This is a genomic window from Streptomyces sp. SID13666, assembly GCF_010548325.1.
GTDB lineage: Bacteria > Actinomycetota > Actinomycetes > Streptomycetales > Streptomycetaceae > Actinacidiphila > Actinacidiphila fildesensis.
The window spans coordinates 36,467-49,474 of record NZ_JAAGLX010000010.1 but is presented as its reverse complement, the minus strand read 5'-3'; the positions used below and the strand labels follow the sequence as shown (position 1 = coordinate 49,474).

The window sequence follows — 13,008 nt, the reverse complement described above, 5'->3', positions numbered from 1 at the left end:
GATTCTCCAGACGATTGATGTATCCCAACCGACCCCGCAAGGAGCTGCACACCCCAATGGCCGAACTGGAAGTCAACCCCTCCGTCGTCGCCCTTCTCTGCGACTCGGACTTCACGTACCGAGATGACACCCGTACCTGGTCCCACAGCGACGGGCGACCGTTCAGCAACGAGGAACAGACCACCGCCCTCCACGCAAACCGCGAAGAATTCTTCGAGTTCCATGCGCAGTTCGAGCGCTACATGGAGTACAAGCGGGGAGTGTACGACGCCCCAGAAGTCATGAACCGGTTCCTCGCTCCGTTCATGAACCAGCTCGCTAAGAAGACCTTGGGCAACGCCGTCGAGCTTATGAGCAAGGACGAACGGGTCGAGTTCGATCGCTTGCTCGCCCTCCAGATGGAACCGGTGCGTCCCTTCACCCCCTACACCTTTTAGCGAAAGGCCACTTCACATATTGACCCAACGAGGGGGTGACCGGGGCCAGAGAGGGTCCCGGCGATCGTAGCCAGGGAAGATCAAATAAGCGCCATCTCCCAGCGGTGCCATCTGGCAACTCCGGTCTGTAGCGGACTTTTGATTGCCGGAGCGGGAGCGTGCCAGTACTCGATGCTGGATCCAGCCTGATCAGTACGAAGCCGGGCCTCCCATAGGGGAGGCCCGGCTTCCTGGCGTGGGGCACGGTGGACCCAGGCGGGCGGTTTATGGGCTCGTCGCCCAATTTTAGGGCCCATCAGCAGGCGCCGTCCAAGGTTGGCGGCCAGAGCAGTTGCGGTGAACTGTTCACTGCGTTTTGCTTCTGGTATGGCGCAGTCCCTACGTACCCAGGCCCTGGAGCATCAGCGCTTGTTCAGAGACATGAGCGTTGAAGAGTTGGCCGCAGCTGTGGGAGTCACTCCGCGTGCCGTACGTCACTGGGAGGCAGGAACACGGGCCGTCGGGGACCGGGCTTTCGGTCGGCTCCTGAAAGTCTTGCAGTGCGATGCGCAGGTCCTGACAGGTCGCGACCCCGGTACTGAGAGCCTGGCCGACTTGCGCCGTGACGCGGGCATGAGCACCGAAGAGGTCGCCGCGGTTCTACGAAGCAAGCGGGGTGCACGGGGCCTGCATATCGACGCAGAGAAGATCCGCGATCTGGAACGTGGCAGGCGTGTGCGCGGCTGGGCATGGGGGTCCCCGGAGACCCTTGGGCGGGTGGCGCGCATGCTCGCCCAGGTCTATCGGATTCCCGACCGGGTGGTGATGGACGCCTGGCGCCGCAGCCGTACGGAAGATCCTCTTCCGCTGCTTCCTGTCCGACGCGCCCGTCAGCCGTCTGGCAAATCGCTGGACGCCTGGAGTTCTCTCAACGACCGGCAGCGAACTTATCTGACCTGCATTTTTCAACAGGACCAGGAAACGGAGGAAGAACAGCGCCACGCCCGCCATCTGGGTGCGGAGCGACGGCCGGCAACCGAATGGCGGCGCATGACGTTGGCGCTTTCCGCCTCCTCCGATGCAGTCGGTTACACCCGCATCCAGGAGCGGCTACGCGATGCTGGGGTGCACGATCCCGGTGCCGGGTCCTCCGTGGCAGCTTTGGAGCGGCGCGGTCTGATCTTTGTGTACCGAGACCGCGTCTATGTCGACGGGCTCGGGGACTTGCCTCGTACCCGGGTGGAGATGACCCGTCTCGGGCGATCGGTGGTTCGCACGGCGCTTGGTGTTCCCCGCGAGATGGGACCGCCCCCGCCCTTGTTGTCGTTGTGGCTCTGGAAGATCGTGGTCCGTGTCGCGGGCGCTGGTACGCAGGGGGTAGACGGCAGTCTCGCCGGGCGTGGGCCGCATTACCTGGCGGTGGGGCAAAGCCCTGACGGACGGAGCCCAAGCCGGGGCTTCATTGTGTTGCGGCATCCCGACGGAGTGACTCACGGGCCGTACCGGTGGTTCCTTACGGATTCGGGGCAGCGCCACATCGCCGATCATCTTGACGCCTACCGGAGCCTGTATCCCGGAATCGGCACCGCGGGCGTCGGCGAGAGTTCTGGCTAAGCGTTCTCGGGGCCATTGTCAGTGCCCTGCAGTAGGGTCCGGCCCGTGAAGCAAGCTGAGGACACAACAGACATTCAGCAGACTCACTCGTTGCTGGAGATCGTCAAGGCGTTCGCCGTGTGTGAGCACGCGATGGCCAACGAGGAACTGGACGGGCCCAGACGGCTCGACCGTCTCATGGAGGCCCACGGCATCCTGATGGCTGCCTGCGGTCCGGGGCACCTGATCCGGTTCGAGGAACTGATGGGCAGGCTTACCGGCGACCGGGCCGGCTCCCTGGAGGGGCTGCTGCCCGACTGGATCGACGGCAAGGCCCTCGCGGGCGTACGCCTCATGGACAGCGAGGGCGTGGCCACCGAGGAGGGGTTCGACTTCCGGCACGAAGCCCAGCGCGTCATGCGGGCCGCCCAGAAGGTAGGCAAGTTCGCCGGACAGGTGACGAAGCCGAAGCTGGACGACGAGTACAGCCAAGAAGCCGTCTTCAGCTCGATCAAGGGCCCCTTCTACGAGAGGCACCGCACCACACTGGTGGAGAGCCCGACGGCACCGACCGGCAACCTCGCGCAACTCAACCTGCCGTCCCGGTCGAACGACTTCTACAAGCCGATCCCCCAGCACGCGCAACACAACGGCTGGTGGTGGCCCTGCCCCGCCTGCAAGTGGCCCATGAAGGTAGCGGCTTCCCGCACCGGCGGACGCACCCGAGGAAGGGTGCGGTGCCTGTACCCCTGGCACGAAGAGACGGGAGCGTCGTACGAGTTCGTCATGACCGCTCGGAAGAAGACAGCACCGGTGCTGAGCCCGACGTTTGAATGCCGGGTTCCGTCAGGACGCTTCGCGCGCCTATGGACCGGGGCCGTGCCGCACGTGCCGGAAGCGCAGCCCACTGCGGACTGCCTCGCACTGGTGCGGCCCGTGTGGCGCTACACGGTTATCCCGGGCCTCCCCGAGCTCGCCCTTCACCGAGCCGCCGCGGCAGCCCTGGAGGGAACGATCTGGTCGTCTCACCTGTGGCCCAACGGGGATCAGTGTGACCTGTGGATCACCGGCGAAGGTAGCGAAAAGCCACGGTTTCCTGCCGACTTCAAGGACTACACCTGGCCGAATCACCTGGTCAACAAGCTGCACATGGACGGCGGCGATCAGGGCGGCGCGGAGTACCTGGTGGTGCCCGACCACCGCCAGGAACAGGTGGACCAACTCCACGCAGTATGCCGCACCTACAAGATGAAGGCAGCGATGACCGCAACGGACTACCTGGAGATGATCATCAGGCAGACCAAGGAGGATCGGGCGTGAGCGGGGAGATGACCGGGCAGGAAGCCGGCCTGGCAGGAGCACTCGCGCTGGCCGCGCACTACTTTCCCCGCAAGGACGACGAGGGGCACGTCCTGGCCGGTTTCGAAGAGGCCACGTTCTTCGCCTACCGCAAGCCGCAGGCATGGTCGGGATGGGCAAGCCTGCCCGTGGCCGAGCGGAACCTGATCCGCCAAGTGATGATCTTGATGGCTCAAGAATGGACGGACGCGAAGAAACTCAGGGCCGCGGTCCTCACGCTGCTCGGCACCCTGGCTCCCGATCCCGACCTTGCAGACAGGTCAGGCGGTTCGCTTCGGCTACCGGTCGGAGATCCGCATCTGGCGGACGCGGTGATTCCCCGTATGGGAGGGGACTTCCTCGCCTACGCGCAGCGTGTCACCGGCCCGTTCTTCACCTTCGGCAAGCGTCCAAAGGCGCAGGCGTTCGCCGGCCCGGGAACACTCAAGACGCGGACGGCCTACCTGGGCAAGGACCATGGAACGACCAGCAGGGAAATCTATATCCAGGAGACTCCCGGCTTCTTCGAAGCACCGGGCCATGAGGTTCTGCCGCAAGTGCACACCCGTCCGCAGCGCGACGAGGTCACGCCGACGGTCAAGCAACTCTTGGTCGTCGCCAAGATCCTCAGCGGGCAGGACAAGGGCGTCGCCTACCTCTATCGCGTACTCAAGCGCTTCTTCGAGAGCATGAAGACCGCCGACGGCGCCCTGACAGAACTCAACCTGACGAGCGGAGACCTACAGGTCCTCAACGCCCCCACCGGGAGCGGCAAGACGGTCCTGGTGCGGGTCCTGGCATCCTGGGCGGCGATGAACGACCGGCGAATTGCACTCGCCGTCACCGATGTCCGCGCGACCTTGGACATGGCCTGGGACATCAATAACGACCTGGCCTACCTGCACCGGCAAAAGCATCTTCCTGAGCCCGCTCACTGCACTCCGCTGCTGTCTCCGTCGAGCATGCACCGCCGGGCCATGGACTACGCAGCCCTTGGCTCCTCCACGCAGATCGACGAGTGGGACCGGCGTGCCAGGACCGACATCGGGCTTCTGTCGACCGGATGCGCGCAGCGGGCATTGATGGACCCGCCCACCCTGTATCCGTACGGTGAGGAGAACTGCACCTCGCTGACTTCCGCAGCCACGGGGTCCACACGGCTCACCTGCTCCTTCGCCCCGGTGTGCGGTAAGTTCCAGCAGTTCTACCAGGCCGCCGACGCGGCCATCATTGTCACCAACCACGCCAACCTGCTGGAAGGTCAGACACGCATCGGCGTCGTCCTGGACGGGCAGGAGTTCCGTGGTAAGGCGCGCGGGACTAGGGGCATCAGCGTCCTGGAGATGACGCTGCGAGCCTGTGATGCGCTCGTGATCGATGAGATCGACGCTTTCCAGACGACCGCCATCAGCAGCTGCACGTCGGAAATCACTCTGGCCTCACGGAAGCGGGTGACCGCGCTGCGGGAGATCGACTCCGATGCCAAGAATCTTCCCGTCGTTCATGAGATGGGGCTCGTAGCGCCGGTCAGCCACGCCCGGCTCATGGCCGAGATGCTGCTGCTGTGGCTGTGCTCCGGAAGCGGGCTGAAGCTGAACCCGGGAAACGAGGCGGACAGCCCCGACGGCGCGAGCCGCGACAACACCGGTTGGCGCCTGGCCCGTTCAAGGGACCGCGAAATCCTGCAGCTCCTGTTCCCCGACCAGACCGCGGGCGAGCAAGTTTCACCTGAGCTGTTCGCCTTCCTCGACGAGATCATGCCCGCCCCCTGGTACGACTCTGAACCCGATGAAGCAATCGACCTTCCCGAAGGAGCCGACTGGGACGCCGTCGAAACAGCCCTGACCACCCTCACCGCACAGCGCGGTCAAGACCATCTCACCGATACCCGCGACGCGATGCGCACCCTCCTACGCGATCTCGTGCCCGACGCGCATCGGCAAGCCGCCGTGGTAAACCTGTTGGTCACCCGCACCGTGCTCCGAGAGCTCGACGGTGCGCTGGACGAGCTGCGCATGCAGGCGCAGACCCTGCGATACCTCGACCTGGGATCGGTTCGCAAGATCCTCGAAACCATGCGGAACAAGACGGTCGCCACCCTCTATCCCCTGGCCATGCTGGGCCGCTCCATCCACGGCTACCAGGTGAAAGGAATGGACAACAAGGAGAAGGAAGCGGAGCTCCTGTCCCGCTCCTTCGGCGGCGACCCCCATACCTTCGTCAGCGAACTCGGTGGCCTCACCGCTCTGCTGACCGCTGGCGTACAGCGCCCGGTCATGGGTCTGTCCGCCACCGCATACCTGCCCCAAGCCGTAAAAGAACACATCCATGCCCCGGTCCGCTGGTGGCTTCCCGATACTCGCCCCGAGTCCATCGTCACCTTGGCCACCCCGGTACGGGGTAACAACGGGGACGCCATGAGAGTCGGAGGGCTCCCGCAGGAGCTGAAACCCAAGGCACTCCGCGATCTTGGCAGGGGTCTGTACGAGCAGCAGCTCGCCAAGCGCCTGGCTCACCTGAAGGAGCGGGAACCGGAACGGGCCCGCGTCATCCTCGCCGTCAACTCGTACGAGCAAGCGGCGCACCTAGCCTCTGGAGTGGCGCAGGCGGACGGGCTGAACCACCGGATCTGCCTCCTTGTGAAGAAGGCGGAGAAACAGCGTTACGAGGAACACCTGCCCGCTCACGTGGACCGGATGGTCCGCGAAGAACTCAAAGACTTTCCAGATCGGGGAGAGATTCTCATTGCCCCTCTCGCCGTGATCGGGAGGGGCCTGAACATCGTCGTCGGCACGCGTTCGGCGGTCCGCGACATCTACCTGTGTGTCCGGCCCGTCCTCAGCATCGAGGACACCAACTGGCTCCACGCAAGCGTCAACGCCTCCGGCTTCAACACCCTTCCCGTCGGCGGCAGTGACGAGCCCCTGGCCGTCCTGCGCACAGCGAGCGAAGCCTCCTGGAAACAACTCACCAAGATCCTCCGCTCCCCCGCCCGGTTCTCCAGCATGGACCACGACCTGCGCAAGGAACTCGTGGCAGGCATGCTCGTCCTGCTCATCCAGCTCGCCGGCCGCGCCCGGCGGGGCGAGACCGACATGACCCTCCACATCGTGGACCACTCCATCCACGACAAGAAGTTCAGCTCTGACCTGGCCTCGATCATCAAGCAGATCTACTATGACTGGACTCCGGAGCAGCGATTTATCATGAATGAGCTCTACGGTCAAGCACTTCAGGCATTCCTGACCTATGCGGGGCTGGACCAGGAGATGCTCTGAACTGCCCATGTCCGCCTCCGCCTTGCCGTAGTGGAATCCGACCCGTATTCCTCTCCCTTTAGGAGAGACCGAGAGACGAGGTACCCCTGCTCATGGGGCGAAGCAACACGCAGCGGGATCTCACCGCACACACGACATCGATCCGGTGCACCTCAGAACTCCTGGACGGCATGACCGCCCTGGTCTGGGACTTCGGCGACTACCACTCGCCGATCCGCAGGGCCTGGCGAGAGCTGGGAAGCACTGCAGCAAGAAACGGAAAACGGACCAAGGACGGTCAGGAGTCCGACCCGTTCCTGATTCCCTATTCCATCGCTGTCACCGTGCTCCAGCAGATCACCGATGGCTACGTCCACCTGGACAAGTACATGGCCTTCATGGTGACACTCAATCCCGTGGAGCCCGAGATCCTCAGGAAGGTCTTCACCTACCTGGAAGGCATCATCCGAAAGATCCCGCTGGACGAGATCCCGTTCATGGACCAGCCCACCCTGGCCCGACTGGTAGCCGACGCCACGCCCCGGCGCCACTGCCTTGCGGAGAACATTCTCCAGCCGGAAGACGGCAAACCCGCCAGCCCGGACAGCTGGGCCTATGAGGCGGTGAAATGGCACATGGCCAAGATGCTGGCTTCCAAGCCCTTCCTCGACCAGGAGGTGGAGCCAGTCCTTGAGTCGTACGAGGCGGCGAACGGTGAAATTAAAGAGCGGACCGCCGACTGGCGGCCCTCCAAAAACGTCGCGGCAGTACAGTACAGGCCGACCAGCACCGGCGAGCTGATCGCCTGGGACCAGCCCATCGGGCCTGTCTTCGCCGACCTTGCTCACCCGGTCGACCTCGGTGAAGCGGCCAAAACCCGTCCCGAGAACCCCACCCGCAGCCAGGTCCAGTACGCGCTGTCTCGCCTATCGGTAAAGATGGCCACCTATACGGCCGAGCCGAATCCCGTTCTGAATCTCGACGTCCACATCCGGCGCGTCAACAACACGGTGATCCACGCTCGCACCGTTCTCGTGGACCAGGGAACAGGCAGGCCACTCATGTCCGTGTCCCTGGATGGGCGCGGCCTGCGGCAGACCAACAAGCACGCGTTGGAAATCCTGGCGAAGATGGACGCCGACCGGGCATCGCTCACCGCCATCGAGGAACGCGTCACCAACGAGCGCAACCGACTGAATGCCAAGGACGAAAACGGTAAGAGGATCGACATCCTCACACCGCCGCCTGGAGCGATCAGGCCGACCATGCCCAAGACCGACTCCTTCGCCGTCGGAACCGGCGCCGGCATCTACCACCTCACGTTGTTGCGGGACCACGTCCAGCGCACCTGCGGCGACACGGTCTCCCTGCTCGACCTCACATCGAAGGGGAATGTTTTCGGTAAGCGTTCCCACGAGCCCGCCTCGGCCACCCAGGCAAAGGACAAGAAGCAGAAGAAGGACGACGGTGAGTACGTCGACCTCATCGGCAAGCCCTCCTCCGAAGGCATCCGCCGTTCCATCCAGGCAGCCGGGTACAAGAAGCTCCGTATCCTGTGCCTGTGGTACCGGGACGAGACCCTCACCCGGATGATCCACGGCCTCGCGCACCCCTACGGTATCGAGCCCCACGACATCGATCCGAAACCCGGTGGAGAGGACACCTTCCCGCTCGCAGACGGCATCGAAGCCGTCTTCTGCAACACCGAAGCCCTGCTGGAGCACGGCCCCGGCACTCAGCGCACCGCCGACGTCCAGGCGATCATCGGTAAGTTTGCAGAACCCGGGGTACTCCTCGCCGCCTGGTGTGAAACGGAGATCCCCGTGCGCGGCGAGGAGCACGAAGGCATGAAGTCCGCCGAGGTGAAAGCCGCGCTTGCGGAGAACGATGCCAAGCACCAGGTCGTGCGGGAGCTCGCCAAGGCCGCAGTCCCATCCCAGTTTCTCGTCGGCCGCGAGTACGACTCCTTCACCAAGACCTTCAGCATCATCAAGAAACCCGCGAAGGCCTTCGAAGACCACCGCGTCTACATGGGGGTGCTGGACCTCTACCGTTCCTGTGGCGTCGTCGACGACCGCTTCGAGCGGGCCCTCTACCCCGACGACGATCCCTACCCGCTGCCCCGTATGGCGTTCTGCGGCATCCACATTCGCAAACAGGCCACGGACAACAAGTACAAGGGCGCACCCAAAAGGATCATCACCGCCAGCGCAATCATTCCGTCCCCCGAACCCGGCGGCCCCTGGCGCATGATCGGCTGGAGCAACATCCACCCGAAGTGGGAGCACTACGCCCTCGCACAGAGCAACTTCCACGCCGCCAACTACCCTCTTCACACTGAGAACGGGGACAGCGACTTCCAACGCTGGGCGCAGGCCGGCGACGACGTCCGCACCGCACTCCAGGAACTCCACGACGAACTTGACGGCCTGCCCTACGCCTTGATGATCGATGGCCACGCGAGTCGCCGCGTATGGCCCGGCCTTCACAACAACAAGCAGGGCCTCGGAAAGGACCCGGATGATCCGCGACTTTGGCTTCCCGCAAGCGGACTACCCCAGTCCTGGAACCCTGTCAGCATCATTCGCATGAACTGCGCGCAGGCAGAGATGCCCCGCCTCGTCGCCGTCACCGAGAAGCAGAAGAACGGCAAGACCGTCACGCTCAAGACCTCGAGTGACCTGTACTACTCGGAGGACCGACCCGAAGGCCACCCGTGGTTCCTGTTCACCGAACCCCGTAACTACGGCAAGAAGCGCCTCGGGCAGTGGAAGACCCGCTGGCGGGCCAAACCCGGAAAGGCATCGAAGAACGCCGACGAACGTAAGGAGAACGAACTCAACTCGCCGTGGTACAGCATGACCACGCGGGAGATCACCCCGATGCACACGCGGGACGGCTACGACCGAGAAGCTCTCGCGGTTGCCGCGGCACGGCTCAGCCACCAGGCGCTCTCCTGGTCAGACCGGACGCGATACCCCGCCCCGCTCCACGCCGCACTTCAAATGGACCTTGGCCACCCCCAGTACCGACGTTCCGAGCCGAAGGACCGCGAGAGTATCGACATTCTGAAGGAGGCCCGCGGCACTGAGTCGTAGAACGTCAGCATCAGCCGAGGCTCCAGCGCTCCTTCGTGTCAAGACCCGGCTGCACGGCTGGCCTTCGAGACCTTCGGTCTCGAAGGCCAGCCGTGACCAACCACCCGAGTCACACGGAGCGGGGACGCTCAGCTGGAAGGGGCCCATAGGAGCTGATCCCGCGCGCTCTCTGGCAATACTCGGCGCAGCACCGGTGCGGTGGAGCTGAGCGAGGTGGCAAACGCGGCGACCAGGCTGTGCGGCACGCTGGCGCTGAACGACGCAGCCCACAGATACGGGGTTCCCATGGCCGGCTCGGCCCACGCCTGCCAGCCCATCGCCTCCTGCTCCTTCGCCTCGGCTGTCAGGGCCTGAGGGTCGGCGTCCTGGATGAAGGGCGGCACCTCGCCGAGACTGATGCGAGCGGTGAAGGCGGGGTGCATTGCCGCCGTCTGGGGCTGTTCTGCGTCGCGGAACCAACCGTGCGCGGTGACCGCATCGAGGACCACCCGGGGTCCGACGGACGCAGCAGTGGGCTGGCCGCATGCGTCGAGTGCGAGGAGAAAGTCGGCGATGATTTCACCCGGGACTTCACGGGTGAAATAGGCGGACCAGTCCGCGAGCGGACTGCTCGCGTCCGAGCGGGCAGAGACCTGCCACGCGATCGGCAGCCCACCGAGGTAGAACGGCTCGTCCGACAACACCCACTGCGCCCACCGAAGAGCGTCGGGACTGATGTGCAGGACCGTGCTGCGCAGCACCTGAAGGTCCTCCAGCGGCTCATCGAGCTCACGCCGCCCTCGAACGACTGTCAGGCTCATCCAGCCGCAGCCGGCGAGGTTGTCCGCGACGGCATCGTAGAGACGACCGTCATCGCCGGCTAGGTGTCGGGGGCCGACCCAGTACGTGGGAAGGGCGCCGGTCGCAAGGGACGGATCGAACGGGAAATGCGGATTCAGGTACGCCTCCATGTGAATTGAAATGGATCCATCGACCACCGACGTAGCGAGCGAAGGCGGCCCGAAGATCCCTAAGGGGGTCATTTACATTGACATGCCTTGCCCCAGGTGGCCAGTCTTTCTGTGCTCTTCCTTGTCTGCCTCCAGCGAACTCCGCACTTCCGGACGGCTCGGCAGTCGGTGGCTATTCAGAGATGGTTCGATACCGGTCCGAGAACGGCAGTTGAGTTGCGTTTACGCACCTGCCGTGAATATACGAAACTGCACACAGATCCCGGCATGAGCCACGAGAGCTACAACAGGACCGCCCTGGCAGGCGGCTCACTTCATTTAGGAATTCTCTTCAGCTGTCCAGCTCGTCCTCGATCGCCATGGTCACCGCCGGCCATGGAACATTCGGCTCGCCGAAAAGGCGCCAATAGCGGTAGGACGCACGCACCAGGGAGCTGACGCCCAGCCTCGCCACATCAGGGTCGATCGCTCCGATGACCCGGCGAGTGATGCCGCCGGCCCCCCGCGCGGCAGGGCTGACGCCGTGCGCGAGGAGAAGGGTGGCCGTGCGAACGGCGTCGAGTGTCGCCACTGGCACGAGGGACGCGAAGCTGCCGAAGACGAGATCCCTCCACTCAAGCCGCGTCCGTGCCCAGGCCAGGCGTTCCAGCCCGGTGCCGAGGTCTACCGCCATTCGCTCGGGGTTGTCGGCGTTCCAAAGGAGAACGATGTCGCCGAGAGGCAGGTCGAGGTGGTCGAAGCGAAGAGTGATGCCTACGACTTGGCGGCGCCGCCAGGTCGAGAGCTTGCCGTGAACGCTGATGTGGCGCGCGTGGAAACCCAAGCGGGAGAGCACGCTGAGCCAGCCGTCCAAGATCGTCCCGAACTCGTCCAGGCACTGGATCGGTTGGACTCGGGAGACGTTGACGAACGAGGTCAGAAACCCGTCCTGGAGGTCACCCGATGCGTCACGCCGCCCGGTGAAGCGGACGACAGGCTGGGGCAGGAAGCCGCTGCGGTATGTCAGTGGGCGCCCGGCTTTGAGGAGGGGGTCGAGGGCTTGGACAGCCGAGATCGTCAGCTCGGTCTCCCGGCCCCACCGAAGGGGCAGACAGGCGGCCTGCGGAACGCCCTGCGCCGCGAAGCCCGCCTTCAGCACCGCCAGCAGCTCCTCCCACGACGGGGGGCGACGAGGCGGGAAATACGGAGAGCCTCTGTGTGCGTGCTCGATCGTGATCCGACCGGCAGAAGGAGTGAACTCCCATTGCGGTCCAAGCACTTGTCGCAGCACGGCAGGTAAGCGGCCCTCCCGTGAGGATGCCTCCCCGAGCGCGTGCTCCCGAGCCCCGTCCGTCAGCATGGCCGTGTCGACATCGCCGTGAAGTGGCGGGCTGGATCGAAGCGTTGCATCCCAATCTCCTGGACCTGCGTGTGGTCGAGGTCCTCGGCTTCTTGTATCGCCCGGGCCAGGAGTCCTGCGGCCGTCTCGTCGTCCAGGTCGGGGTCGCCCACCGTGATCGCGCCGGTCTGATCGCACAGAGCCGCCTCAGCGCATGTTCCCCCGCGCCACGTGAGCGCGGCCATGGGAGTGCCGGCGCGGAGGGACTCGCCGAAGACTGCGGCGCCAGCCTCCACATACGTACGGGCGTAGGTGTAGACGAAGACGGAGGCATCGCGGATAGCGGCGGTCTTGGCGGGGCCGCCGAGCTCGCCCACCCATTTCACGTGGCTCGCGCTGAAGAGGCGCTCGTGGTGTCGCACGTACGCCTCATCGAAGACGGGTCCGACGATCTGTATTCGGCGGCCGAGCATCTGGGCGGCGCGAACGGCGATGTGCGGGGCCTTCTCCTCATCTATGCGGCCGAGCCACACGAGGTCGCTGCCGGCAACAGCCGGAGGTTCGTCCTCGTCCAGGCCGAGGTGGACAGCGAGTTCAGGCACAGGCTGGTGGTCCGCGTACCGCTCGATCATCTCGGGCGAGTAGCAGTAGAGGCGTGACCGCCTGCCGTCGAAGGCGGTGCTGGTGTGCTGGAAGACGGGTGAGTGTTGGAACGTGGCGACGTCGCATTCCAGCGCGTTCCAGGTGCGGGTCCAAGCGGGCAGCGAGGGGTACTCGTGCCCCACGACCAAGAGGTCGTAGCCGGCGCTCCGCAGCGCGCGCTCGGCGAGTGATCCGGCGGTGATGTCTTCCAGGCGGTCCGGCTTACGGACCCAGTCGGGCTCCAGGTCCGCGAGCCAGCCCGGCCCGAGGAGGTGTACGTCGGCGCCTGCGGCACGGGCGCCTACGGCGACCGCCCACAGCCATCGTTCGATCCCGCCGTACCCGGCGGGTGGAAAGGCGTAGCTACCAGGGAAGTCGCAGACGCCGACGAGCACG

8 protein-coding genes and 1 pseudogene are annotated in these 13,008 nt (G+C 64.9%); 6 read left to right on the top strand and 3 right to left on the bottom strand.

Annotation, left to right across the window (positions count from 1 at the left end; genetic code table 11):
* Window positions 1–56: 56 nt before the first annotated feature.
* From G3I60_RS15955 to G3I60_RS15935, 6 genes and pseudogenes are all read left to right on the top strand, one after another.
* Complete coding sequence (locus G3I60_RS15955; RefSeq protein ID WP_164607277.1) at window positions 57–437, top strand: hypothetical protein; 381 nt, start codon at window positions 57–59, stop codon at window positions 435–437.
* Window positions 438–803: 366 nt separating this feature from the next.
* Window positions 804–977: pseudogene (locus G3I60_RS46400) on the top strand (helix-turn-helix domain-containing protein); the annotation flags it as partial.
* Window positions 978–1,049: 72 nt separating this feature from the next.
* Entirely contained in the window at window positions 1,050–2,030 is a 981-nt protein-coding gene (locus tag G3I60_RS15950; protein ID WP_239069920.1) for an XRE family transcriptional regulator, read from the top strand.
* Between the two features lie 45 nt (window positions 2,031–2,075).
* Window positions 2,076–3,329, top strand: a complete 1,254-nt coding sequence (locus G3I60_RS15945) for a hypothetical protein (RefSeq protein ID WP_343241947.1) — start codon at window positions 2,076–2,078, stop codon at window positions 3,327–3,329.
* The gene (locus tag G3I60_RS15940; protein WP_164607273.1) at window positions 3,326–6,625 is read left to right on the top strand and encodes a hypothetical protein; all 3,300 of its coding nucleotides are present in this window, start codon (window positions 3,326–3,328) and stop codon (window positions 6,623–6,625) included. The genes G3I60_RS15945 and G3I60_RS15940 overlap by 4 nt, the downstream gene beginning before the upstream one ends.
* A 170-nt stretch (window positions 6,626–6,795) precedes the next feature.
* Entirely contained in the window at window positions 6,796–9,702 is a 2,907-nt protein-coding gene (locus tag G3I60_RS15935; protein ID WP_239069881.1) for an RNaseH domain-containing protein, read from the top strand.
* Window positions 9,703–9,830: 128 nt separating this feature from the next.
* On the opposite strand, the gene G3I60_RS15930 is transcribed toward G3I60_RS15935, so the two are convergent.
* The 3 genes from G3I60_RS15930 to G3I60_RS15920 all read right to left on the bottom strand — a co-directional run bounded on the left by G3I60_RS15930 (window position 9,831) and on the right by G3I60_RS15920 (window position 13,007).
* Entirely contained in the window at window positions 9,831–10,652 is an 822-nt protein-coding gene (locus G3I60_RS15930; protein WP_164607269.1) for a DUF317 domain-containing protein, read from the bottom strand.
* A gap of 331 nt (window positions 10,653–10,983) precedes the next feature.
* Entirely contained in the window at window positions 10,984–11,790 is an 807-nt protein-coding gene (locus tag G3I60_RS15925; protein WP_343241946.1) for a hypothetical protein, read from the bottom strand.
* 194 nt (window positions 11,791–11,984) lie between these two features.
* Window positions 11,985–13,007, bottom strand: coding sequence for a glycosyltransferase family 4 protein (locus tag G3I60_RS15920; RefSeq protein WP_164607267.1), 1,023 nt, complete (start codon window positions 13,005–13,007; stop codon window positions 11,985–11,987).
* Between the last annotated feature and the right edge of the window lies 1 nt (window position 13,008).